Source organism: Paenibacillus agilis (assembly GCF_007786455.1).
Lineage (GTDB): Bacteria > Bacillota > Bacilli > Paenibacillales > Paenibacillaceae > Paenibacillus_B > Paenibacillus_B agilis.
In genome coordinates this window covers 138,565-162,466 of record NZ_VNJK01000002.1, presented here as the reverse complement: position 1 = coordinate 162,466, position 23,902 = coordinate 138,565, and the positions used below count along the sequence as shown (strand labels likewise).

The window sequence follows — 23,902 nt, the reverse complement described above, 5'->3', positions numbered from 1 at the left end:
ATAGCCTATGAAACCTAGTAATCATAACGAGAGCACATGGCGGACTGCTCTTGCTATCGGCGGCGCAGGCGTTACCCTTATTTTGTATATTCTTGTTGGATACTTGATAGGGAGCTGGCTGAGGCAAGAATGGGAGGGTCCTAGAATCTGGATTGGCCTTGGTGTCATTATCGGATTTGTGACCGGGGTGATTCATATCATCTACTATGTGACAAAGTTCATGGGGGAACAAAATGAGTGAATTATCTTCCATTGTGAACGCAGCTACTAGAACAGTGTTTCTACTGATGTCAGCAGCGCTGTTCGCATGGGCGTTCTTACCCGAACATCGGCCCTTAGTGGCTGGTCTAGCACTAGGCTTGGTCGCAGGTTTGCTTACAGTGCGCAATTTGGCCATGAAGGTTATGCGTCTGTCGGAAATGGCGGCCAATCAAGAGAAAGGACGAGTTAATTTCGGCCTGCTCACAAGAATGTGCATCTCGCTGTTGGTCGTTATGATCGCAGTGAAGTTTGAACAGATATCCCTTATGTCGACAATTATCGGGTTGTTTTTATCGCAGCTCATAATCTTGGTTGTCGCTATTTCAGTAGCATCTAAAAATAAATAAAGCTATGGAAAGGGGTGAACACATTACATGCATTTTGCTCCAATAATTCAGATTTGGGGGATAAACTTTGACCTATCAACAATAGGTATGCTCCTCATTTCCGGTCTCATCGTGTTTGTCCTAGCACGCGTGGCTGTCCGAAACTTGTCGATTGACAATCCTACACGTATGCAGAATTTCATGGAATGGCTTGTCGAATTCGTACAAGGCATTATCGGCAGTACAATGGATTTGAAGAAAGGTCTGGGATACATATCTTTATGTATGACCCTTATGCTATTTATCTTCGTTTCCAACATACTAGGATTGCCATTTGCAATTATTACAGAACCACATGGACCAACATCGATATTTGGTTACGAGATTTTGGCTACTAACCAAGCAGCGTTTGACGCACTTGGCGAAGGTGAGCATATTCAATTGCTCTGGTGGAAATCTCCAACGGCAGATATCGCGGTTACCATGGGACTAGCAACCGTGATTTTCATCCTGGTGAACTATCTAGGTTTGAAGCACAACCGCAAGCATTATCTGAAGCACTACATTGAGCCATTCCCAATCTTCCTCCCACTTAATATCGTGGAGAACTTGGCGAAGCCAGTAGCGCTTGGTATTCGTTTGTTCGCGAATATCTTTGCAGGGGAAGTTATTCTATCGACGCTTATCAAAGCTGGTATCTTCGGTCTTCCTTTCACTGCAGCATGGCAAGGTTTCAGTTTGTTTGTCGGTGGATTGCAGGCGTTTATCTTCACGATGCTGACGATGGTATACATCGCTCAAGCTTCGATTCATGAGGAACATTAAGAACTAGAAGTTATGACTCACCTCGAGAATAACGAAGGTAAGGAATGTTCTACTAATTATTATTTCAAAACTATTAACCAGTTCTAAGGAGGATGTAACAAATGGAATTTTTAGCAGCAGCATTAGCAGTAGGTTTGGGCGCATTGGGCGCAGGTATTGGTAACGGTATGATCGTATCCCGCACAGTTGAGTCTATCGCTCGTCAACCAGAAGCACGTGGCCAATTGCAAACGACAATGTTCATCGGTGTCGGTGTAGTAGAGGTTATCCCTCTTGCAGCTACTCTTATCGCTTTCTTGATTTTCTTCGGAGCTTAATTCATAGTCAGACGGTTTGGCGGGGAAGGCCGATGCCATCCGCGCCTTCGTTTTGTTAGGACCTGTAAGTGAGGTTACCGGAAAGGAGTGACTGTAGTGGCGTTTATTTGGGAGAATTTCGTGTTTGCAATTCTGGGTTTCCTTATTCTATATGTGCTACTCCAGAAATATGCGTTTAAGCCATTGCTAGAAGTAATGGAAAAGCGTCGTCTGTTGGTTAAACAGCAAATGGATGATGCAGCAACAAGCCGTACACAAGCTCAAGCGTATGTGGAAGAGCAGAAAGAAGCTCTCTCTACAGCTCGCAAAGAAGCGTACGATATTATTGAGCAAGCGAAGCAGACGTCTGTTCGTCAAGCTGACGAGATCATTGACAAAGCTAAGCAAGAAACTGTTCGTCTCAAAGATGAAGCAGCACGTGACATCGAGAATGAGAAGAACAAGGCAGTTGATGAGCTTCGTCAAGAAGTTGGCAGCTTGTCTGTCGCAATCGCTTCCAAATTGTTGAAGAAGCAAGTCGATGAGAAGGACCAAGCTCAATTGGTTGACGAATACCTGAATGAGGTAGGAGGCAAACAATGAGCCGAGAATCCGTAGTTGCTAAACGTTATGCCAAGGCGCTGTTCGAATTGGCGAACGAACGTCAATCCGTTGTTGAGACGGAGCAGCAATTGCGCTCGGTCGTAGAGGCAGTGCGTAACAACCATCAGTTGGAACTGCTTCTGACAACGCCAAACATTAATAGTTCGGAAAAAGTGGATGTATTGAAAGCGGCTTTCGCAGGAAATGCTTCCGAGATCGTGTTGAACACGCTGCAAATGCTCGTGGAACGCGGTCGCATCTTGCTGCTTGGCGATTTGTTGGACTATTATGTCCGCATTGCAGGCCAAGCGCTTGGAGTGGCAAGTGCTGAGGTTCGTTCAGCAGTAGCCCTTAGTGAAGAAGAGCAACAGCAGATCGCTGCTGTGTTCGGCAAGAAAGAAAACAAGACGATTCGTGTGCATAACATCGTCGATCCAACGTTGATCGGTGGTATCCAAGTCCGTATCGGCGACCGTCTCTATGACGGAAGCTTATCCGGTCAATTGGCACGCGTACAACAACAATTGAATGCAATTGCACGGTAATAGATAAAGCACGGAAGAATGGGGTGAAGCGAGTGAGCATCAGACCTGAAGAGATCAGCACGCTGATTAAAAGTCAAATTGAGAAGTACCAGTCTCAAATCGAAGTAGCAGAGGTCGGTACCGTTATTCAAGTCGGTGACGGTATTGCCCGTGTTCACGGCCTAGAACAATGTATGTCCGGTGAGTTGCTCGAATTCTCAAACGGCGTAATGGGTATGGCCCTGAACTTGGAAGAAAACAACGTCGGTATCGTTATTCTTGGTCCTTACAAAGACATTCGTGAAGGTGACCAAGTTAAACGTACAGGACGCATCATGGAAGTTCCAGTCGGTGAAGCTTTGCTTGGCCGCGTCGTGAATCCGCTTGGTCAGCCAGTAGATGGTAAAGGACCAATCGCAACGACAGAATTCCGCGCAGTTGAGTCTCCAGCACCAGGTGTTATCGACCGTAAATCGGTTCATGAGCCTATGCAAACTGGACTCAAATCTATCGATGCACTTGTTCCTATCGGTCGTGGTCAGCGTGAGTTGATCATCGGTGACCGTCAAACAGGTAAAACGACAGTTGCAATCGATACAATCATTAACCAAAAAGGTAACGGCGTAAAATGTATTTACGTTGCTATCGGCCAAAAACAATCCACTGTAGCTCAAGTAGTTGAGACGCTTCGTCGTCACGGTGCTTTGGACTACACAATTGTTGTAACGGCATCCGCATCCGAGCCGGCTCCGCTTCTCTTCTTGGCGCCTTACTCTGGTTGCGCGATGGGTGAGTACTTCATGTACAAAGGCGAGCACGTTCTCGTTGTTTATGATGACTTGTCCAAGCAAGCGGCTGCATACCGTGAGCTTTCGTTGCTACTCCGTCGTCCTCCGGGCCGTGAAGCATATCCGGGTGACGTATTCTACTTGCACTCCCGTTTGCTAGAGCGCGCAGCGAAGCTGAGCGATGAGAATGGCGGCGGTTCCTTGACGGCATTGCCGTTCATTGAGACGCAAGCGAATGACGTATCTGCGTACATTCCGACAAACGTTATCTCTATTACAGACGGACAGATCTTCCTAGAGTCAGACTTGTTCTACTCGGGTCAGCGTCCAGCGACAAACGTTGGTATCTCTGTATCCCGTGTAGGTGGTGCTGCACAAATTAAGGCGATGAAGAAGGTAGCTGGTACGTTGAAGCTTGACCTCGCACAATACCGCGAGTTGAAAGCATTCTCCCAATTCGGCTCCGACTTGGATAAATCCACTTTGTCCCGTCTTAACCGTGGTGACCGTCTGATGGAAATCTTGAAACAAGGTGTTAACCAACCGCTTGCGGTTGAGAAGCAAGTAGTGAGTCTTTACATCGCTACTCGTGGTCATCTTGATGAGATTCCATTGTCCGATATCCGTCGCTTTGAGCAAGAGTTCTTGGTTTATGTCGAGTCTAATGCTCAAGCTATCCTTGAATCGATCCGTGACACGAAAGATCTATCCAAAGAGACGGAAGATCAGATCGTTGAAGCAGTGACAAAGTTCAAGAAAAGCTTTGCCGTTTCGGCTTAATGAAATATAAAGGGTAACCGGGTGCGCATTGCTGCGTCCCGGTTCACCACGTTCAAGCGAAGAAGCAAGCTCTGTCTCGGGCAGAGCTGATAAGGCAGGTGAAACGTAAGTGGCTAAAGGTATGCTCGAAATAAAGCGCCAAATTAAGAGCGTTCAGAGCACGAAACAAATCACGAAAGCGATGGAAATGGTTGCAGCTGCTAAGCTTCGTCGTGCACAGGAAGCTGCGCAAGCGGCTCGTCCTTATGCAGAAAAGCTGAAAGAAGTTGTGAACAGCATCGCGGCAGGTACGCAAAATGCTCAGCATCCAATGCTAGTGAAGCGTCCTATCAAGAAGACGGGCTATCTCATCATTACATCAGATCGCGGATTGAAAGGCGGTTACAACGCCAACGTCATTCGTAAGCTGATGGATACGATTGCAGAGCGCCATCGTTCGACGGATGAGTACGCGTTGTTTGTTATTGGACGCAAAGGCCGTGATTATTTCCGCCGCAGAGGATTGCCAATCGTAGAAGATGTTACGGAAGTACCAGATTCACCGACGTTTGCCGACATCAAAACTATCGCCTACAAAGCGGTTCAATATTTTGAAGAAGGTCAATACGATGAATTGAATCTGTTCTACAACGAGTTCATCAATGCGATTACGCAAACTCCGGTTGAAAAGCGTTTGCTTCCGCTAGAAGATAACGCTGTAAGCGGCGCTAAAGCGGTGCAAGCTACGGCAACCTACGAGTATGAGCCAGATGCGGATACAGTGTTGGCTCACTTGCTGCCGAAGTACGCAGAAACGCTTATCTATAGCGCAGTACTCGACGCGAAAGCGAGTGAGTTCGGTGCGCAAATGACGGCGATGGGCAGTGCGACGAAGAATGCAACGAAGATGATTTCTTCATTAACACTGACATACAACCGTGCGCGCCAAGCGGCTATTACGCAAGAAATTTCCGAAATCGTAGCAGGAGCGAGTGCTCAGGCTTAATGGATAAGGCAGTTTTTCAGTAGGAGGGAACGAGATGAACAAAGGACGCGTGTTAAGCGTTACAGGTCCGGTTATTGACATTGAATTCGAACGTGGTCAACTTCCGGAAATTTTGAACGCGATCAAGATCGAACAAAAATCGACAGCTCCTGGCGTGCCTAATATCAACCTAACGTTGGAAGCATCCGTCCACTTGGGCGATAACGTAGTTCGCTGCGTTGCGATGTCTTCTACAGACGGTTTGGTTCGTGGTATCGAAGCAGTAGACCTCGGAGCACCGATTACAGTACCAGTTGGTAATGTAACATTGGGTCGTGTATTTAACGTATTGGGTGAGCCAATCGATAACGCTGGTGAAGTAAACCGTGACTTGGTTAACCCAATTCATAGAGAAGCACCTACGTTCGATGAGTTGTCCACTCAAGCAGAAATTCTTGAAACAGGAATTAAAGTTATCGACTTGCTTGCTCCATATGCGAAGGGTGGTAAAATCGGCCTCTTCGGTGGTGCGGGTGTAGGTAAGACGGTAACGATCCAAGAACTTATCAACAACATCGCGCAAGAGCACGGCGGTATCTCTGTATTCGCAGGTGTTGGTGAGCGTACACGTGAAGGTAATGACTTGTATCATGAGATGAGTGAATCTGGCGTTATCGCGAAGACAGCGATGGTATTCGGTCAGATGAACGAACCACCTGGAGCTCGTCTACGTGTTGCTTTGACAGGTTTGACGATGGCGGAATATTTCCGTGATCAAGAAGGTAAAGACGTATTGCTCTTCATCGATAACATCTTCCGCTTCACGCAAGCAGGTTCTGAGGTATCTGCATTGCTAGGACGTATGCCATCCGCGGTAGGTTACCAGCCTACATTGGCAACAGAGATGGGTCAATTGCAAGAGCGTATTACTTCTACGAAAAAAGGTTCCGTTACGTCGATCCAAGCGATCTACGTTCCAGCGGATGATTATACGGATCCAGCTCCAGCAACGACGTTTGCTCACTTGGATGCAACGACGAACTTGGAGCGCCGTATTTCCGAGATGGGTATCTTCCCTGCGGTTGACCCATTGGCATCTTCTTCTCGTATCTTGACACCTGAAGTTCTAGGTGAAGAGCATTACAACGTTGCTCAAGGCGTTAAGCGTATTCTTCAACGCTACAAAGAGCTGCAAGATATTATCGCAATCTTGGGTATGGACGAATTGTCCGAGGAAGATAAGCTGACTGTTGCGCGCGCACGTAAGATCGAGCGTTTCATGTCCCAGCCATTCCACGTGGCAGAGCCATTCACAGGTCACAAAGGAAAATACGTACCTGTTAAAGAAACAGTACGTTCCTTTAAAGAGATTTTGGAAGGTAAGCATGACAATCTTCCAGAAGCAGCATTCTTGTATGTTGGTACGATCGAAGAGGCTGTTGAGAAAGCGAAATCGCTATAATAGCAGCTTGATGTGATACGGTCCGAATCTTCATCTAACGAAGTTCGGAACGGAAGGAGGAACCACATTTGAGCACCTTTATGTTGGAGATTGTCACTCCTGAGCGCAAAGTATTTGCGCAGGAAGTGAACAGCATCAGCGTGAAAGGCGTTGAAGGGGAGCTTGGCATCTTAGCTGGGCATATTCCGATGGTCACACCACTTCAGATCGCTCCAATGAAGATCAAAGTGAACGGTACAGAGCATTTTGTAGCTGTTCATGGCGGCTTCTTGGAAGTACGCAAGGATAAAGTGGTCTTGCTGGCAGAAAGTGCAGAATTGCCTGAAAATATCGACGTAGATCGTGCGAAGGCTTCCAAGTCTCGTGCGGAGCAGCGTATTTCGATGGCAGATCGCAGTAAGCAGGATCATGTTGACTTCCGTCGTGCGGAACTGTCGCTTCAACGTGCAATTGCGCGTCTTAAAGTATCGGAGAACCGATAATCATAAAGAGGCTGCCTTATCCAATTAGGATAGGCAGCCTCTTTTGTTATATATAAATGGGGTGGGAAGCATTAGAGTGTTTACAGATAGCATGTAGTAGAGCTAATCGATTAATGAGCTTCATTCCAAGTTTGAAGAGCTACAGCGTTCAAGTAGTTCCATGGTTTATTGAAGTGCGGTTGGAAGAAGAAGTCGACCACAGCTAGCTCATCCATAGTCATATTATTTTGAATACATACCGACATCGTATTAATCGCCGGTGTTAAATCAATGGTCGAAGCGAGCTGAGCGCCTAAGATACGACGTGTATCAGCTTCGTATACGACTTTCAAAGTCAATGGTTCAGCCGTCGGCATGAACGTTGGACGATACGTATCTACTAATGTGCTCGTTGCTACGTTCATGCCAAGCTGTTCAGCTGCAGCCTCTGTTAGACCAGTCGAAGCAATATGATGCTCGTAAATTTTGATACCCGATGTTCCTTGCGTGCCAAGCGAGCGCATGCGATTTTCGGTTAAGTTACAAGCTGCGATTGTACCCATGCGAACTGCATTTGTTGCAAGTGGAATATACACTTGTTCACCTGTAGGGTTGTACAAGACAGAACAGCAGTCCCCTGCAGCCATGACGTCAGGATGGCTTGCGCGCATGTATGCATCGACTTTGATTGCGCCGTTATCAAGCATCTCCAACTGTCCTTGGAACAACTCTGTATTAGGTTTGAAGCCAATGCACAAAATAACGAGGTCTGCATCATAACGGCCTTTATTTGTCACAACTGCACTTACGTTGCCATCTGTACCTTCGAAGCGTTCCACTTTTTCACCAAGTGCAAGCTTCACGCCGCGTTCCTGGAATGATGCTTCTACTGGTGCTGTAAATTCAGGATCAAGATATTTCGGCATAATACGATCTTCCATATCTACGAGTGTTACGTGCTTGCCGGATTCTTCGAAAGCCTCAACCAATTCGATACCAATGTAGCCAGCGCCGATCACGACGATGTTTGTAGCATCTTTTGCTTTCTCGATAATCGTATTCGAGTGATTGTAGTTTTTGCAGAGCAAAATATTGTTCAAATCAACGCCTTCGAACTTAGGTACAATTGGCCACGATCCTGTAGTAATGATAAGCTTATCGAAAGTATCTTCTCTTTGCTCATCTGTCTGTAAATCGCGAACATGTAACGTGTGGTTTTCAATATCGATGTCTGTTACATCGTGCAGCATATGCATCTTAACACCAAGCTCTTTCATCTTCTCTGGCGAAGAGTAGAAGAGACCTTGTGCATCTTTCACTACTCCTCCGACGTATAGTGCGATTCCGCAGGATAGGAAAGAAATATTATCATTACGCTCATAAACGGTAATTTCAGCTTCTGGATAACGCTTTGCTGTCTCGACAATTGCTGCTGTTCCTGCGTGTGTACAACCAATAACGGCTACTTTCATATGTGAATTCCTCCTTAAAGGGAATAAGATAGTTTAATTTTTAATAAATGGAGTCATATAGCGAAAGTGAAAACATTCACTAAAAAAGCTAAATAAAAAATGAAAACTTACTTGCTAGGTGAATCATGTGATAATAATCACAACCTCTTTCATATCCATAGTATATACCATGTGAAAAGATTCTCAATAGGGTTTTTGATAACACTTGTGAACAATATGTGAAAAAAAGAACAAGGAAAATAAGTGAAGCAATCATGGAATGCTGCTACGGAGGAATAAAAATAACCATCCTGAGAATAGGATGGCTATAAATCAGCACGTAGTTGTATGTAAAAGTGAGAGACCGACGATTTAACTAATTTAACTCGTTCGAATAAATTCGGTCGACGATAGGGGTAAGGTATCATGTTGAATCCATTTTTCAACTACATGATTGAAAAACTGAGGGTTTGCTAAAGAAATACCATGGCCCATTTTAGGAAATACAAAGCCTCGACACTTATGGTTACTATTTATGATTTCAATCATAGAGTCTCTCATCACTTTCTTTTCTTTCTCGCCAACCGTTACTAGTATATTACCGCTAGCCCGCTCAAAGCTTTTTGGGATAGTAAAAGACATGTTTTCGTTCAGGATTCTAGATAGAGTATCCTTGCTCATACGGGAATTCTCATAGTAGTAGGTTTTATAAAGAGCTGCATCTATGTACATGGACTTGGCCTGAACCTTGGAAAACGTTTTGTTTCTAGTTAAAGGGTGAATAACCCCAAGAGATTTTGTAATTATTTTTGCGTAGGAGATAGGTTTTACTAAAGCGCTATTTATCATGGCGTATTGGATTAAGTCTGGCCGCATGCCAAGCATAGCTATTAATACTTGAGCTCCTAAAGAGAAGCCGATAACTATAACTGCTTTTCCTTGCCCTTTTTCTTCGATTAACGCAATCATTTTTTCTGCACTGGTATTGATTGTGAAAGGGTAGTCTGCGCTGCTTTGCCCTTGTTCTGGCATATCAGGAACTATACAGTGAAAGTGTTTAAAATACTCGATTTGCTTGTTCCACATCCATCCACTTACACCGCCACCATGAATAAACACCATCAGGGGAGCATGCTTATGTCCATATTCTTTATAGTGTAGAGTCAAACCACTCACCTCAATGTAAGTATTTACATAATTATACCATAAAAAAACAAAGACGAAATAGAGTAGCTGAAACAACAATAAGAGGCACAGGTTGCTCCAAAAATATTCATTTAAAAAATGATCAATCCGATGTGTTGACAATTGAGAAAGATTATCATATACTGAATTCAGTTAAGATTGATAATCATTCTCAAGGACAAAATTGAGAACGGATTATCCCCCCCTTATCAGTTAAGACTTACTTCTTGGTCAGACGTTGCAGTAGGTTGGTTGTAAGGTAGTTTCCTCATCCTCCATTGACCGCGGGTGGTAGCCGCGGTCCTTTTTTTTGTCTCCGAAAGTTAAAATGACCTCTTCTCCTTCTTATTAACTCTTCCTTATCATACAAGCACGAGTTGTTTATCAATCATTATCCGTACTTCACCGCAGCATTATCACTATAACTTCGTTATAACTATTCAAGTATCTCCGTTCCCTTCAAACATCGTTTTCAAGCGAAGATTGTATTCTCATTTTGAGCGAACTTCATATACATCTTAATAGGTGGCTTGTTTGGCTATCTCTATGTGGGGTGAACAACGGGCAAGTAATGAATGCTCTTATTTGCCAGACGGAGGAGATGATTATGGCCTATATTAACAATTACGTCATTGTAGTTATTTTTATAGCTCTAGGCATTATGCTGCCTATTGCTGCACTTACGCTTGGACGATATTTACGGCCGAATAAGCCGACTGCAATGAAGATGACGACTTATGAGAGTGGGAATGAGCCTGTGGGGGCAGGACAAGTCCGATTCAACATTCGTTATTATTTGTTTGCGTTGATGTTCGTTATTTTCGATGTGGAAACCGTTTTCTTATATCCTTGGGCTGTCGCTTACAATCACTTGGGCTTATTTGCGCTGATTGAAATGTTAATATTCGTAGCCATGCTGCTTGTAGGGTTGATGTATGCCTGGAAAAAGAAGGTGTTGAAATGGAATTCGCGTTAGATTCGATATCACCTGATGAGCGTCGTGAGCTTGAACGAAACGTGTTTATGGGAACGCTGGAGCAGTTAAAGGCGTGGGCTCGCAGCAATTCACTGTGGCCATTGACATTCGGACTCGCTTGCTGCGCGATTGAGATGATGGGGACAGGTGCTTCCCATTATGATTTGGACCGTTTTGGGGTTATGTTTCGCACATCGCCTCGTCAATCGGACGTCATGATTGTAGCTGGTACAGTAACGAAAAAGATGGCACCACTGCTGCGTCGTTTATATGATCAGATGCCTGAACCAAAGTGGGTTATTGCGATGGGCTCATGTGCAACAGCTGGTGGCCCCTATGTGAAGTCTTATGCGGTTGTAAATGGTGTCGATCTGGTTGTTCCTGTAGATGTGTATATTCCAGGTTGTCCCCCGAACCCTGCTGCTTTAATTTATGGAATCAATAAGCTGCAAGAAAAAATACGTTACGAAGCGAAGACAGGAAGACGGGTGACAATCCGATGAGTGACAAGCCAGAGGAAACCCCAATCACTCATGCAACAGAATCATCTGAACACGCAGAGCAAGTGGAGCAAGACAACGATTATGTAACCGAACGAACGGAACAGGTAGAAGATACTCCTCAAGCTAGACTTGACCGTCTAGTCGAGCAATTGAAGCACGACATAGCAGAAGGTGCTGTAGAGGAAGCTGTTATTAACGAAGTGAACGGACATCTGCCCACGATAACAGTAAAAAAGGGTCATTGGCTTGCTGCTGCTCATTGGCTCCAGGTAAATAAAGATTGGTCATGCGACTATTTAAGAAACCTGGCTGGCGTTGATTTGGGAGATGAGCTTGAGGTTGTTTACCATCTAATCAGCCTGCAAACTAGGCGGGAGATTGCGGTTCATGTGAAGACGGAGAGGGAGCAACCGTCGATACCTTCTGTAACTCCACTGTGGCCAACGGCCAATTGGAATGAGCGTGAAGTGTATGACTTGCTCGGAATTGATTTCCCCGGACATCCAGACTTAAGGCGCATCATGATGCCAGATGATTGGGTGGGTCATCCACTGCGTAAAGATTATGATCCGTCAGATTCGGAGGTGTAATCGCGTTGATTCGCACGGAGGAATTGCTATTGAATGTTGGACCTCAGCATCCAAGTACACATGGCGTGTTTCGCATTGTACTGAAGCTGGATGGTGAAGTCATAAAAGAAGCAACGCCTGTTATGGGATACTTACACCGTGGCACAGAGAAGCTGGCGGAGCAATTGAACTATACGCAAATTATTCCTTACACTGACCGGATGGATTATGTCTCTGCAATGACGAACAATTATGTGCTCGTGCACGCTGTGGAGAAGATGATGAGCATTGAAGTCCCAGAACGGGCTGAGTTTATGCGCCTAATCGTCATGGAGCTGCAGCGAGTGGCTAGTCATCTGGTTTGGTGGGGAACGTATTTGCTGGATATCGGGGCAATGAGTCCATTTCTGTATGCGTTCCGTGATCGTGAAGTCATTATAGATCTATTCAATGAGCTGTGCGGAGCGCGACTTACCTACAATTATATGCGTGTAGGAGGAGTCAAATGGGATGCCCCTAGTGGTTGGATCGATAAGGTGCGCGATTTTGTCCCCTATATGCGCAAGCGGTTGAAAGAATACGACAAGTTAGTCAGTGGAAATGAGATTTTCCTAGCGCGGATTAAAGGCGTAGGTAAATATGATGCACAGACGGCGATTGCATACGGGTTGAGCGGTGCTAATTTGCGTTGTACAGGCGTGAACTGGGATTTGCGCAAGCAGGAGCCATACAGCCTCTATGAGCGCTTTGACTTTGATGTGCCGCTTTCTTTCAACGGAGACTGCTATGACCGCTATTTGCTTCGAATTGAGGAAATCGTACAGAGTTTGCGTATTTTGGAGCAGGCGGTAGAGCAGTTTCCATCCGGAGGCGAGACCATGGGCAAAGTACCGCGTGTCATTCGTCCACCTGCTGGTGAAGTATATGCCCGAATTGAATCGCCTCGCGGCGAAATCGGCTGCTACATCGTTTCGAAAGGCAAAGCAGAACCGTACCGATTGAAATTCCGAAGACCTTCTTTTGTGAATCTGCAAATCTTGCCGGAACTGCTCGTTGGTCAGTCGATGACCAATCTAATTACGATTCTTGGCGGAGTCGACATCGTAGTTGGGGAGGTGGATTGCTAATGAATGAACTGATTCAACAGACACTAACTTGGCAGAACGGTCTCATTTTCCTTGGCTGGGCAATCGTGTTTCTATTTATCGTATTAGGATTCGTTACCTATGCGATATATTTCGAACGCAAAGTAATCGGCTGGATGCAGTTCAGGCATGGTCCAACTCGTGTCGGCCCATTAGGGTTGCTCCAGTCTGTCGCAGACGTATTAAAGCTCCTCATCAAAGAAGATACCATTCCGCAAAAAGCGGACCGCACCTTATTCATACTAGCTCCTATTATTACATTCGTCCCTGCCTTTGCAGTCTTGGCGGTTATCCCTTACACACCTTCCTTGTATTTTGCAGACCTAAATGTAGGGCTGCTCTATTATGCAGCTCTTTCTAGTTTGTCCACGATTGGCATTATTTTGGGCGGATGGGCCTCCAACAATAAATATTCCTTAATCGGGGGCATGCGCTCAGCGGCACAAATGATAAGTTATGAAATTCCACTCGTCATATCAGTAGTCGGCGTTGTCATGCTAAGTGGAGGCTTAAGCCTGCGCAGAATTGTGGAGGGGCAGGGCAGTAATTTTTGGGAATGGAACCTGCTTCCGCAAATCATTGGCTTTGTTGTGTTTATGATCGCGGCTGTATCTGAACTAAATCGAACCCCTTTTGACTTGCCTGAAGCAGAGTCGGAGTTGGTGGCGGGCTATCATGTGGAGTACAGCGGATTCCGCTTTGCTTTCTTCATGCTGGCGGAGTATGTGTACGTGTTCGCGATTGCTAGTTTAACAACCGTGTTGTTCCTTGGCGGCTGGCATCCGCCGCTTGCCATACTGGATTTCATCCCTGGCTTGCTGTGGTTCATGTTGAAGTTTGTGTGCGTTGTATTTTTCTTATTTTGGCTGCGTGCAACGATGCCGCGTATCCGTGTTGATCAATTGATGAGTTTCGGTTGGAAGGTACTGCTGCCGCTTGCGTTAATCAATATTTTTGTTACAGCAGCGTACATCGAACTGGTCGTGAAATAGATTCGGCATGAAAGTCTCAACACTCAGTGAATGCTTAAGGAAGAAGCAGGTGAATGGAGGGAAGTCTGTGAAAGGGTTGTTTAAAGGATTGGCGGTCACCCTGAAAGCTATGACATCCAAAAAAGTTACGTATGCCTATCCTGATGTACCAATGCAGATGCCAGAGCGATTCCGAGGAGTTCAGCATTTTGACCCTGATAAGTGTATCGTTTGCAACGCCTGTGCGCGCATTTGTCCTACGGATTGCATAACGCTAACTGGCAAGCCGCATCCAGACCCTACTAAGAAGGGAAAGGTTATCGATACGTACGATATTAATTTTGAAATATGCATCTTATGTGATTTGTGTACGGAAGTATGTCCGACAGAGGCGATTATGATGACGAATAACTTTGAGTTGGCTACCTATAGCCGCGATACGTTGTTCAAAGATAGAGAGTGGCTGAATGGAAACAATCAGCAAATTCGCTATGACAACATTTCAATGCTTCCGAAGGGAGGCGGGAAAAAAGATGTTTGAGCTCAACTTTGTTTGGAACGGTCATTCGATATTGTTTCTTATATTGGCCGTATGCATTATTTCAGGTGCTGTATTCATGTTGCACTTCAGCAAAATTATACACATGGTCGTATCGTTGGCTTTCACGTTTATTGGTTTAGCAGGCGTGTATGTACTGCTTGAGGCGGAATTTGTAGCGACCGTCCAAATTCTTGTTTATGCGGGGGCCATCTCCATTCTGATGATATTCGGCATTATGATGACCAAGCATGACCAGTTAGAAGAGTCACCTCGCATTCAATGGAAAGGTATATTAGCTGGGGTTGGCTGTTTAGCTCTTTTTGGCGCTATATTTTTCGCCATTCGCAGCACTTCATTTCCATCGATTCCCGCAGTAGGTCCGCTTGCCGAGGACAATACGTTGGAATTAGGAAAACAGATCTTCACTGCGCATGTCATTCCGTTTGAACTGCTGTCTGTGCTGCTAACGGTTGCCTTTATCGGAGCAATTGTTGTGGCTAAGCATGATGCGGAGGAAAAAGAAGTAGCCGGCTCTGCCACTAGAGAGGAGGCGGAGTAAATGAGTTCGATGCTGGCTTCCTATTTAACTTTGGCTGCTATTTTATTTTGCATTGGACTATACGGGGTGTTAACGAAGCGCAGTGCTGTCATTGTACTGCTGTCGATAGAGTTGATGCTGAATGCCGTTAATTTGAATTTGATTGCGTTCTCGAAGTACGGGGTTGTGCCGAGCTTGAAAGGACAAGTGTTTTCCTTATTTAGCATCGCAATTGCTGCAGCTGAGGTAGCGGTCGGCATTGCGATTCTAATTGCGTTATACCGCAATCGGGGTACGACGAATGTGGATGAGTTTAATGAACTGCGAAACTAATCGGAAAGGAGGGCGGGGATATGGAGAGCGTCTATGCGCAGTATGTGTGGGCGGTACCTATTTTTCCATTACTTACGTTCCTCTTGCTGACGTTGGCAAGGAGCGCGGCTAAAGGGGCAGCGGCATTCGTTGGTGTTGGCAGCTCATTAATTGCTTGTGTCCTGTCCATTCTTATACTGCTGGAAAGACTGACGGCAAATACAGATGTGTACACTGTGAATTTTGATTGGCTGAGCTTTGGTGCTGTCCAATTTGAGCTCGGTTATGAACTGACCAACTTAAATGCGCTTATGCTTGTCATTGTTACGGTAGTTAGCACACTCGTCAATCTTTATGCCAAGGGATATATGGCAGATGATGAGCGACAATCTGTATTTTTCGCATATATAGGCTTGTTTACGTTCTCAATGCTCGGGTTAGTCTTATCGCCTAACTTGCTGCAGCTGTATATATTTTGGGAGCTAGTGGGAGTATGCTCATTTCTCTTAATTGGCTTCTGGTACGAACGTTCATCCGCACGTGCAGCGGCAAAAAAAGCTTTTATTATGACGAGAATCGGGGATGTCGGCCTGCTTATCGCTATTCTAATCTTGTTCTGGCATATGCCGAACCATGCGCTGGATTTTCAGACCATCGCTCAAGTGTTTGCTAGCGCGGACACGATGTCCCAATACGGGATATCAGCAGGTTTAGCGACTTGGATCGCTTCGCTTATTTTTTTAGGGGCAATAGGCAAATCAGGCCAGTTCCCGCTTCATACGTGGCTGCCTGATGCAATGGAAGGACCGACACCGATTTCGGCGTTAATCCATGCGGCAACGATGGTGGCCGCGGGTGTCTATTTGGTGGCTCGGGCATTTGATATTTTTCAGGTGTCTCAGACAGCGCTGCTAATCGTAGCTTCTGTTGGGGGATTTACAGCGATATTTGCCGCAACAATCGCTATTGCTCAACGGGATATGAAGCGAATACTAGCTTACTCCACGGTAAGTCAATTAGGCTATATGATGCTTGCGCTAGGATTAGGCGCTGTTACAGCAGGTATATTTCATTTGTTTACACATGCATTTTTCAAGGCGTTGTTATTTCTAGGAGCAGGTAGTGTCATTCATGCGGTACATACCCAAAATATTTTTCAAATCGACGGGCGTGGCCACAATATGAAAATTACGGCATGGACCTTCGCCATCGGCGCCTTGGCCTTATCTGGAGTTCCGCCATTGTCTGGCTTTTGGTCAAAGGATGCGATTTTGAGCGTCGCTTGGGAAAGCAACAAGCTGCTATTTGTGGTTGGTATAATAACCGCATTTTTGACGGCATTTTATATGTCTCGATTGTTTTTTATGGCATTCACAGGAGCAAGTGCATTATCAACATCGGAGACGGCAGTTGAAGCAAGTGGGGCAGCGGATGGAGCTCGAAGGAAGCCGGACGCATCAAGTATTGTACATAAAGAAACAGAGTCTACTATTCACGAGTCTCCAGCTGTGATGACGATTCCCTTGATCGTGCTGGCGATACTGGCAGTGGTGGCAGGCTTCGTTTATACGCCGATCAATAGCGGTTTTGAGACATGGCTTACTGGTGAGGCGGCTGGTGACCATACGAACTGGATCGTGATCATCCTTTCTACGATTGTTGCATTGAGCGGGATTGGGCTCGGGTATGTCGTCTACGGACCGAACGGCGTGCGAGAAGATCGGTGGAGCAGTGTGCTGAAGCCGCTATACCATCTCATTGAGCGCAAGTATTATGTCGATGAGCTGTATACACTGTTTTTTGTCTATCCTCTCAAAGTGTTGGGAAAAGTACTGTACGTTTTTGATCGTTATATTATCGATGGGGTTGTTCGGTGCACAGCTAGCTGCACGGTCCAATTCGGCAAACTGTTTACACGAGTACAAAATGGTCAATTGCAGTCCTATGGCTTGCTGTCGTTGTACGGCTTCTCCGCATTATTGCTTTTGCTGCTGCTGCTCGGAAAGGGGTTGTGGTAGATGGTGCCGTGGTTAACTTTGCTTATGTTCTCACCGCTAGTTGGCGTTTTACTACTTAGCTTTGTGCCTCATAATCGTGTGAAGCTGCTGCGCTGTATCGGTATTGCGACTGCTCTGCTACCTTTACTGCTTGCTCTCTTCGTATATGCAAATGCGAATGTTGGAGGACAGGAAAACAACTTAACTGAACGATACAACTGGATCTCGATACCATTAAATATCGAGGCAATGCAGCCTCTTTTACAGTCTTGGTCATTCCAGATTGATTACCATTTGAGTATCGGTGGTTTGTCACTTCCGCTGGTGGTAATGACAGCCATTGTGACAGCTATGGCAGCATGGGCCTCCTTAACGATCAGGCAGCGTGTGAAGAGCTATTACATCTGGTTTTTGCTGCTTGAGGTAGGCATGTTGGGTGTGTTTATGGCAAGAGACTTGTTCTTGTTTTTTCTATTTTTTGAATGGACACTAGTGCCGATGTTTTTCTTGATTGGAATATGGGGTTTTGCTAAACGAGAGAAGGCTGCCAATCGCTTCCTTGTCTACAACGGTCTAGGCTCTGCTTTGCTGCTGATAGCCTTTCTTATACTAACTGTAACGGCAGGTCTCGCTGTTCATGGAGAAGCAGGTGCGTCGCCGTACCTTGTTTACAGCGGTGATCTTGAGCAAATAATTCGTCAGCTAGGTGATGCACAATCGTTTGTTAATACGCTGCCTGGGCCAGCTAGCAGCTTCAATCCTTTTTATTTGTCCGAAGCTTGGAGAACGATAGCTTTTATTTTACTCCTCGTAGCCTTTGGTATTAAGCTTCCGATCTTCCCTTTCCACACATGGATGCTGCGTGTCCATATGGAAGCACCAACACCAGTGGTCATGCTTCACTCAGGAGTACTGCTGAAGATGGGAGCGTATGGACTTATTCAATTCGGCGTTGCTTTGCTGCCACAATCATTCGCCTCTTGGTCGACGGTACTCGCTATCATCGGTCTTGTTAACATCGTTTATGGAGCTCTTCTTGCTTTTGTGCAAAAAGAACTGCGTCTCTTGCTGGCTTACTCAAGCATTAGTCATATGGGATTTGTCTTGCTAGGCATCGCTGCGATGAATGATATTGGCCTGCAAGGAGCTGTCTTGCAAATGGTCTCGCATGGCTTTATATCAGCTTTGTTCTTCTTAGTAGTAGGCTGTTTGTTGGAACGAACCGGAACGAGTCGTATTGATGAGCTGGGTGGATTAGCGAAGCGACTACCATTTTTAAGTGCAGTACTGCTGCTGGCAGGCTTAGCTTCGCTTGGGCTACCAGGCTTGTCTGGCTTTATGGCGGAACTGTTGTCTCTGCTAGGCTTGTATGGCCAACTGCCGTGGGCGGCTATTGCAGGAGGAATCGGCATCATTTTAAGTGCTGTATATGTCTTGCGCGGAGTGTTGGAAATAACGTATGGACCAATGGATAAGCGATTTGCTCAGCTTAAAGGGACACAAGCTGTTGAAGCAGTGCCAGCTATTGTGCTGACGCTCGCCATTATTTTAATAGGTGTAATGCCAACCTTTGTTACTATGCCAGTTGAGCAAGGAATCGAGCATATTATTCACAGTATCCAGGCGGGGAGGTAAGAGTATGGATTCACAACTGTTTCAACCGCTACAGGGGAGCGAACTGCTGTTAATGACGCCAGAGTTGACGCTTGTGATTGCCGTTATCGTCATGTCTATCGTGGACTTGCTACTTCCTCGCCGCGTCAATCGCAGCTGGATAGGTGGAATGTCTCTTACTGCGGTGCTGCTATCGTTAGGCTCTGTTATTTGGACACTAGTAGATCGCTATCAAGACGCGAGTGCTGGCCATAAAGTTGGTGTGATCGAGCTATTAGGAGGCAGTTATCGGATCGATAATTTTGGGCTGCTGATAAAAGTTGTTCTGTTAATTGGAACTGCACTTGTTATCGGGATGAGCATTGACCATGTCCGTGAATCTGAAATTCAGCATCGCGGCGAATACTACTATTTACTGCTGCCAGCGGTGCTTGGTGGGCTCATACTGGCTTCTTCCTCTGATCTGATTACGCTGTTTGTCGGTTTAGAATTGTTAAGTATCAGCTCTTACTTATTAGTGGCGATACGCAAGCGGGATCGACGATCAACTGAAGGAGCTTTTAAGTATATCGTGTTAGGCAGTACGGCATCAGCATTTATTTTGTACGGAATGTCCTTTTTGTATGGAATGACAGGAACGACCCATCTGGGTCAAATAGCGGAGACGCTTGCCCAAAATGCGGGCCAATTTCTTCCCCTTCTATATCTCAGCCTGCTGCTTCTCTTTGTCGGTTTCGGATTCAAAATAGCTGCCGCTCCTTTCCATGCTTGGTCGCCAGATGTATATGAAGGAGCCCCAACTCCAATTGCAGCGTTTTTATCTGTTGTATCTAAGGGAGCTGTTCTTGCGTTATTATTTCGACTTGTATTCCACATTTTATTTGGCTTTAACTACATCATTGGTTTTGGAGACCGTTCGACTGCGGGTGCTGTCATTAACGAGGATTTGTCACTCATTCTATTATCCATTGCTGCATTGTCTATGATTGTAGGGACAACGATGGCACTTCGACAGGTAAAGGTGAAGCGACTTCTCGCCCTATCAGGTGTAGCTAATGCTGGATATTTGCTTGTCCCGTTAGGTTTGAATATATTTCAACCTACTGCATGGTACAGCTCGAGTTTCTCTGCCTTCTGGTATTACTTGATCGCTTATGCGTTCACGACTGTCGGTGCTTTTGCGATTCTAGCGATTGTAAGTAAAGGGGCTGGACACGAGGAGCTGAAATGTTTTGCTGGTTTGTATTATAAATCTCCGTGGCTGGCTGCAGCGATGACGATATTCGTGCTCTCACTGGCAGGCATTCCGATTACAGCTGGATTTTTTGGCAAGCTCTACATTTTGCTCGGGGCAGTGGCGACACATGCACTGTGGCTTGCCATTGTCATGATAGTAACGAGTGTTATTTCGTTTTATGTGTATTTTGGATTCATTCGCCAAATGTTTATGCGTGACTCTGGAAATGCTCTATACTCACAAGCTGATCAAATTCATAGGACCGAACAAGAACAAGCATCGAAAGGGCAAATTGAATCTTCTGGCTTTAATCGTATTCGCGTATCTGTCGCTTCGGGAGCAGTGGTTGCGCTTAGTGCTGCTGCGGTCCTATTACTGGCTATTTTCCCGAATGAGCTAATGACGTGGGTGAATACACTTCTATCTCTTGCGAACGATATTTATGCAGCCTCATAAATTAAGGTTTGACTTTGCTCTATGTGGTGTTATTGATAAGTAGCTGGAGCAGCAGCCTGAATACACGGATAGTACGTCTACAGAAAGGGTGTTTGATTACCCTTTTCTAGATTAGTTGAATGATCTGCTAGCCTTAGGCAGGGCACATGAATGGGTTCGTTCAACTTATGTAACTCGTACTACGATGTGTTTCAGGCTTTTTTCTGCGAATTGATGATTTGGAAGAAAAAATAAATTACTACCACATTTTGAAAGAAGAGATATAGTGCTTGGCAATATGATATAATGATGCCTATTCTTAACGATTCATGCCAGATGAAAGCTACATAACAGGACTATCGTACTAAAATCGTAGTGGCAGACAGGATTGGGCAATGTTATGAAGAATGGTTACCTAATAGGGTTGTCCATGTGGCAGCTTGCTAGATAGCAAGTAGAAGGTTAAACGTTAAGGATAAGTGAATTTTCATTTTTATAATCCGAACCTATGAGATTAGGTGGGTATCATTGGAATATGGAATATCGGGTAGAACATCATGGGAAGTGAAATGAATGTGGGAACGATCTAGTAGAAGTATGCTCCTGGTATGGGTTGTTGTACTGCTGTTAACGACAATTTTAAGTAGTGTGGGTCCAACCAACTCGAAGCTAGGATGGGGCAGTGATGCACATCTATCGAGCTCCTCAAATGTGGGATTAGCGACTTCGTACAGCAACCATGCGAACGAGGAAGCGGGTTGGATTGTGAAGTGGAAGGCTGGAAGCAGTCCTGACCCTGCGATTGTGAGCAATAGTAGTGTGTTGAGTGTACAGGAAACGATGAATATTTCGGTTATGAAGCCTGCAGAAGGTATGGAACTGAAGCAGTGGATGAAATTGCTGCATGCCTCACCTGCTGTGCAATATGTAGAACCGAATCAACAAGTGCAGACGTTGGCGGCGCATGTGGAGCCAAACGATCAATATTATAACCGTCAGTATTATTTGAAACAGACGGGTGTCGATCAGGCATGGAATTATCTGCATAGTGAAAATAAAGCGATGAACAGCTCTAATCTTACCGTTGCTTTAATCGATACGGGTGTGGACTTGGAGCATCCTGATCTGAAGCCGAATCTGACAAAAGGCATTAATTTGCTTCATGATGGATTGCCGAAGGATGACAATGGGCATGGTACGAGCGTAGCGGGAGTTATTGCTGCGGTTGGGAATAACTTTAAAGGAATTGCCGGAGTAAGCTGGAACACGAAAGTAATGCCTATCAAAGCTTTGGATTCACGTGGATATGGAGATGAAGACAAGCTTGGTGCAGGAATTTTGTACGCGGTAGATAACGGTGCAAAAATCGTTGTCATGTCGGTTGGTCTTTACCGATATTCAAAGTACATGCAGGATATCGTTGATTATGCGGAGCAAAAAGGCGTATTGCTAATTGCCGCGACAGGAAACGATGCGATGAAGCTTGAAGATCGTGCTGCTGTTAAGTATCCAGCTGCTTATCCGACTGTGCTAGCGGTAGGTGGGGTGACGCCGCTTAACCGTGTAGAGGCACGATCCAATCGCGGAGCTGAAGTAGATATCGTAGCACCGTGGCATGTGTACACGACGGCGCTTGGTGGAGGTACCCGTGAGCAGGAGGGGACCTCAATGGCTGCTCCGCAAGTTGCTGGGGTGGCAGCTTTATTATGGAATAAGCATCCTGAGTTGAAGCCTTATCAGATCAGAGATCATCTTCGGATGACGGCTGAGGATGTGGAAGATGCGGGATGGGATTCGGCTAGCGGATATGGTTTGCTGCGTGCAGAACGTGCAGTACAAGAGCCAATCAAGCGTGAAGCTGGAGCAGATAATACGACTAAAAATAAAGCCGTTATTTTCCCGATTGATACGAGTCGAAGTGGGTATATAGATGATAATGGCCGTTCCGATTGGTATCGAGTGGATGTTCCTTATGATGGCACGCTGCAGCTGAAGTTGGAGCGGATCGTGGGGAATGGAACGGTAGAAATACGCCATGAACATGAGCAGACACAGAGGGTGAGGCATTATAGCGGAGTAAGCCGTTCTGTAAATCTCCCTGTGAAAAAAGGCAAACAATTTATTCGAATTCGTCAAGAACAAGCAACTGTTGGACAGCCATTTGCGTACAAGATATCGTCTCGCTTTGTTATCTATGAAGATCCGTTCGAGCCAAACGATGAACAGTACAAAGCACATATGCTGCCAGCACGTAATCAGCAAATTGTCGGCACGTTCAGTCATACACGGGATGCCGATTGGTATCGTATTCAGCTTGATACGAAGTCAACATTAAAACTGAAAGTGACGACAACAACAGCACGAATCGATCCACTGATTACAATGAAGAGTACGGAGTGGAAGGAATCCCAATTTTTTGATGAGACTCGTGAAGGTGAGACTGAAACGGTTATCTTGGAAGGGCTAAATCCAGGAAGATACGATATTAAAGTTCAAAATGCAGTTACATCTCGTTCTGAGCCTGCAAGCGGACTTTATAAAATGGAAGTAGAAATACTTCCTCAGTATTCGGATCCCAATGAGCCTAACAACAAAATGTACGAGGCCGTATCGATTGTGCCAGAGTATGACTATTCAGCGGTTATCCATGCATCTGAGGATGCGGACTGGTTCCAATTCAACGTTACTCAGCCTGTATATGCTTCCTTAAGCATAAGCCAAATTCCACAAGAGCGGAAAATGGATGTGAGCCTGCAGACGAAAAGACAAGAGAAATTGGTAGGTGCTCGGAATGAACGGGGACAAACGAAACTGGTTACAGGGACGAAATTAGAGCCGGGCACGTATTACATTCAAGTTAAATCGGATGCTGCTTTCTCTCATCAGCCTTACAAGCTGCGTTTAGAACTGGATAAACGGACAGCAACCTCAACAGCATCAGCTGGTAATGGGATGTCGAGTGAGTCAAATTTTTTGAATGCCAAGCTACCCAATCTTGATGCTGATGAAGAAATGACGCTGCAATCGAGCCAAGTAGAAGCTCCTAGCTCCATCATGACCAGAGCGGATCGATTGCGATTATGGTTCGTGTTTTTGAACTGGCTCTGGTAATTATGTAGAATAGGAAGTGCACGGAGC

24 protein-coding genes are annotated in these 23,902 nt (G+C 45.5%); 22 read left to right on the top strand and 2 right to left on the bottom strand.

Annotated features, from left to right (window positions below; genetic code table 11):
* Window positions 1-7: 7 nt before the first annotated feature.
* The 10 genes from FPZ44_RS17145 (at window position 8) to FPZ44_RS17100 (ending at window position 7,311) form a co-directional block, all read left to right on the top strand.
* The gene (locus FPZ44_RS17145) at window positions 8-241 is read left to right on the top strand and encodes an ATPase F0F1 (protein WP_144992066.1); all 234 of its coding nucleotides are present in this window, start codon (window positions 8-10) and stop codon (window positions 239-241) included.
* Entirely contained in the window at window positions 234-608 is a 375-nt protein-coding gene (locus FPZ44_RS17140; protein WP_144992064.1) for an ATP synthase subunit I, read from the top strand. The genes FPZ44_RS17145 and FPZ44_RS17140 overlap by 8 nt, the downstream gene beginning before the upstream one ends.
* A 27-nt stretch (window positions 609-635) precedes the next feature.
* Entirely contained in the window at window positions 636-1,412 is a 777-nt protein-coding gene (atpB, locus tag FPZ44_RS17135) for a F0F1 ATP synthase subunit A (RefSeq protein ID WP_144992062.1), read from the top strand.
* Window positions 1,413-1,513: 101 nt separating this feature from the next.
* The gene (gene atpE / locus FPZ44_RS17130) at window positions 1,514-1,729 is read left to right on the top strand and encodes a F0F1 ATP synthase subunit C (protein ID WP_028593843.1); all 216 of its coding nucleotides are present in this window, start codon (window positions 1,514-1,516) and stop codon (window positions 1,727-1,729) included.
* Window positions 1,730-1,825: 96 nt separating this feature from the next.
* Window positions 1,826-2,311, top strand: a complete 486-nt coding sequence (gene atpF / locus FPZ44_RS17125; RefSeq protein WP_144992060.1) for a F0F1 ATP synthase subunit B — start codon at window positions 1,826-1,828, stop codon at window positions 2,309-2,311.
* Entirely contained in the window at window positions 2,308-2,856 is a 549-nt protein-coding gene (locus FPZ44_RS17120) for a F0F1 ATP synthase subunit delta (RefSeq protein WP_144992058.1), read from the top strand. Before atpF ends, FPZ44_RS17120 begins: the two co-directional genes overlap by 4 nt.
* Before the next feature lie 32 nt (window positions 2,857-2,888).
* On the top strand, window positions 2,889-4,403 hold the full coding sequence (gene atpA / locus FPZ44_RS17115) for a F0F1 ATP synthase subunit alpha (protein ID WP_144992056.1): 1,515 nt from the start codon (window positions 2,889-2,891) through the stop codon (window positions 4,401-4,403).
* A gap of 109 nt (window positions 4,404-4,512) precedes the next feature.
* A complete protein-coding gene (gene atpG, locus FPZ44_RS17110; protein ID WP_144992054.1) occupies window positions 4,513-5,388 on the top strand; it encodes an ATP synthase F1 subunit gamma in 876 nt (291 codons plus the stop codon).
* 34 nt (window positions 5,389-5,422) lie between these two features.
* Window positions 5,423-6,829, top strand: coding sequence for a F0F1 ATP synthase subunit beta (gene atpD, locus FPZ44_RS17105; protein ID WP_144992052.1), 1,407 nt, complete (start codon window positions 5,423-5,425; stop codon window positions 6,827-6,829).
* A 68-nt stretch (window positions 6,830-6,897) separates the two neighbouring features.
* On the top strand, window positions 6,898-7,311 hold the full coding sequence (locus FPZ44_RS17100) for a F0F1 ATP synthase subunit epsilon (protein ID WP_144992050.1): 414 nt from the start codon (window positions 6,898-6,900) through the stop codon (window positions 7,309-7,311).
* A gap of 110 nt (window positions 7,312-7,421) precedes the next feature.
* Here the strand turns inward: FPZ44_RS17100 and FPZ44_RS17095 are convergent, their stop codons facing one another.
* Window positions 7,422-8,762 (bottom strand): FAD-dependent oxidoreductase, encoded by a 1,341-nt coding sequence (locus tag FPZ44_RS17095; protein WP_144992048.1) that lies wholly within the window; start codon window positions 8,760-8,762, stop codon window positions 7,422-7,424.
* Between the two features lie 360 nt (window positions 8,763-9,122).
* Entirely contained in the window at window positions 9,123-9,908 is a 786-nt protein-coding gene (locus FPZ44_RS17090) for an alpha/beta fold hydrolase (protein ID WP_144992046.1), read from the bottom strand.
* Window positions 9,909-10,533: 625 nt separating this feature from the next.
* Between FPZ44_RS17090 and FPZ44_RS17085 the strand changes: the two genes are divergently transcribed.
* From FPZ44_RS17085 to FPZ44_RS17030, 12 genes are all read left to right on the top strand, one after another.
* Window positions 10,534-10,902 (top strand): NADH-quinone oxidoreductase subunit A, encoded by a 369-nt coding sequence (locus tag FPZ44_RS17085; RefSeq protein ID WP_272482994.1) that lies wholly within the window; start codon window positions 10,534-10,536, stop codon window positions 10,900-10,902.
* Complete coding sequence (locus FPZ44_RS17080) at window positions 10,887-11,405, top strand: NuoB/complex I 20 kDa subunit family protein (RefSeq protein ID WP_144992044.1); 519 nt, start codon at window positions 10,887-10,889, stop codon at window positions 11,403-11,405. Before FPZ44_RS17085 ends, FPZ44_RS17080 begins: the two co-directional genes overlap by 16 nt.
* Window positions 11,402-11,995 carry an NADH-quinone oxidoreductase subunit C gene (locus FPZ44_RS17075; RefSeq protein ID WP_144992042.1) on the top strand — a complete coding sequence of 198 codons (594 nt, stop codon included), beginning with the start codon at window positions 11,402-11,404 and terminating at the stop codon, window positions 11,993-11,995. The genes FPZ44_RS17080 and FPZ44_RS17075 overlap by 4 nt, the downstream gene beginning before the upstream one ends.
* 5 nt (window positions 11,996-12,000) lie before the next feature.
* Complete coding sequence (locus FPZ44_RS17070; protein ID WP_144992040.1) at window positions 12,001-13,101, top strand: NADH-quinone oxidoreductase subunit D; 1,101 nt, start codon at window positions 12,001-12,003, stop codon at window positions 13,099-13,101.
* Window positions 13,101-14,111 (top strand): NADH-quinone oxidoreductase subunit NuoH, encoded by a 1,011-nt coding sequence (gene nuoH / locus FPZ44_RS17065; protein WP_144992038.1) that lies wholly within the window; start codon window positions 13,101-13,103, stop codon window positions 14,109-14,111. The genes FPZ44_RS17070 and nuoH overlap by 1 nt, the downstream gene beginning before the upstream one ends.
* Before the next feature lie 67 nt (window positions 14,112-14,178).
* Window positions 14,179-14,631: an NADH-quinone oxidoreductase subunit NuoI gene (gene nuoI / locus FPZ44_RS17060; RefSeq protein ID WP_144992036.1), complete on the top strand. Its 453-nt coding sequence runs from the start codon at window positions 14,179-14,181 to the stop codon at window positions 14,629-14,631.
* Window positions 14,624-15,190, top strand: a complete 567-nt coding sequence (locus FPZ44_RS17055) for an NADH-quinone oxidoreductase subunit J (RefSeq protein WP_144992034.1) — start codon at window positions 14,624-14,626, stop codon at window positions 15,188-15,190. The genes nuoI and FPZ44_RS17055 overlap by 8 nt, the downstream gene beginning before the upstream one ends.
* Window positions 15,191-15,502: an NADH-quinone oxidoreductase subunit NuoK gene (nuoK, locus tag FPZ44_RS17050; protein WP_144992031.1), complete on the top strand. Its 312-nt coding sequence runs from the start codon at window positions 15,191-15,193 to the stop codon at window positions 15,500-15,502. It begins immediately after the preceding gene.
* Between the two features lie 20 nt (window positions 15,503-15,522).
* Complete coding sequence (nuoL, locus tag FPZ44_RS17045; RefSeq protein ID WP_144992029.1) at window positions 15,523-17,499, top strand: NADH-quinone oxidoreductase subunit L; 1,977 nt, start codon at window positions 15,523-15,525, stop codon at window positions 17,497-17,499.
* On the top strand, window positions 17,500-19,113 hold the full coding sequence (locus tag FPZ44_RS17040) for a complex I subunit 4 family protein (RefSeq protein ID WP_144992027.1): 1,614 nt from the start codon (window positions 17,500-17,502) through the stop codon (window positions 19,111-19,113).
* 4 nt (window positions 19,114-19,117) lie between these two features.
* The gene (locus FPZ44_RS17035) at window positions 19,118-20,785 is read left to right on the top strand and encodes an NADH-quinone oxidoreductase subunit N (protein WP_144992025.1); all 1,668 of its coding nucleotides are present in this window, start codon (window positions 19,118-19,120) and stop codon (window positions 20,783-20,785) included.
* A 552-nt stretch (window positions 20,786-21,337) separates the two neighbouring features.
* Window positions 21,338-23,875, top strand: a complete 2,538-nt coding sequence (locus tag FPZ44_RS17030; RefSeq protein WP_144992023.1) for a S8 family peptidase — start codon at window positions 21,338-21,340, stop codon at window positions 23,873-23,875.
* Window positions 23,876-23,902 lie beyond the last annotated feature (27 nt).

Excerpts from the sequence above, each read along its gene's own strand:
- FPZ44_RS17145 (WP_144992066.1), top strand. The coding sequence starts at position 8 with ATGAAACCTAGTAATCATAACGAGAGCACATGGCGGACTGCTCTTGCT.
- FPZ44_RS17140 (WP_144992064.1), top strand. The coding sequence starts at position 234 with ATGAGTGAATTATCTTCCATTGTGAACGCAGCTACTAGAACAGTGTTT.
- atpB (WP_144992062.1), top strand. The coding sequence starts at position 636 with ATGCATTTTGCTCCAATAATTCAGATTTGGGGGATAAACTTTGACCTA.
- atpE (WP_028593843.1), top strand. The coding sequence starts at position 1,514 with ATGGAATTTTTAGCAGCAGCATTAGCAGTAGGTTTGGGCGCATTGGGC.
- FPZ44_RS17120 (WP_144992058.1), top strand. The coding sequence starts at position 2,308 with ATGAGCCGAGAATCCGTAGTTGCTAAACGTTATGCCAAGGCGCTGTTC.
- atpD (WP_144992052.1), top strand. The coding sequence starts at position 5,423 with ATGAACAAAGGACGCGTGTTAAGCGTTACAGGTCCGGTTATTGACATT.
- FPZ44_RS17095 (WP_144992048.1), bottom strand. The coding sequence starts at position 8,762 with ATGAAAGTAGCCGTTATTGGTTGTACACACGCAGGAACAGCAGCAATT.
- FPZ44_RS17085 (WP_272482994.1), top strand. The coding sequence starts at position 10,534 with ATGGCCTATATTAACAATTACGTCATTGTAGTTATTTTTATAGCTCTA.
- FPZ44_RS17080 (WP_144992044.1), top strand. The coding sequence starts at position 10,887 with ATGGAATTCGCGTTAGATTCGATATCACCTGATGAGCGTCGTGAGCTT.
- FPZ44_RS17075 (WP_144992042.1), top strand. The coding sequence starts at position 11,402 with ATGAGTGACAAGCCAGAGGAAACCCCAATCACTCATGCAACAGAATCA.
- nuoH (WP_144992038.1), top strand. The coding sequence starts at position 13,101 with ATGAATGAACTGATTCAACAGACACTAACTTGGCAGAACGGTCTCATT.
- FPZ44_RS17055 (WP_144992034.1), top strand. The coding sequence starts at position 14,624 with ATGTTTGAGCTCAACTTTGTTTGGAACGGTCATTCGATATTGTTTCTT.
- nuoK (WP_144992031.1), top strand. The coding sequence starts at position 15,191 with ATGAGTTCGATGCTGGCTTCCTATTTAACTTTGGCTGCTATTTTATTT.
- nuoL (WP_144992029.1), top strand. The coding sequence starts at position 15,523 with ATGGAGAGCGTCTATGCGCAGTATGTGTGGGCGGTACCTATTTTTCCA.
- FPZ44_RS17040 (WP_144992027.1), top strand. The coding sequence starts at position 17,500 with ATGGTGCCGTGGTTAACTTTGCTTATGTTCTCACCGCTAGTTGGCGTT.
- FPZ44_RS17035 (WP_144992025.1), top strand. The coding sequence starts at position 19,118 with ATGGATTCACAACTGTTTCAACCGCTACAGGGGAGCGAACTGCTGTTA.
- FPZ44_RS17030 (WP_144992023.1), top strand. The coding sequence starts at position 21,338 with ATGTGGGAACGATCTAGTAGAAGTATGCTCCTGGTATGGGTTGTTGTA.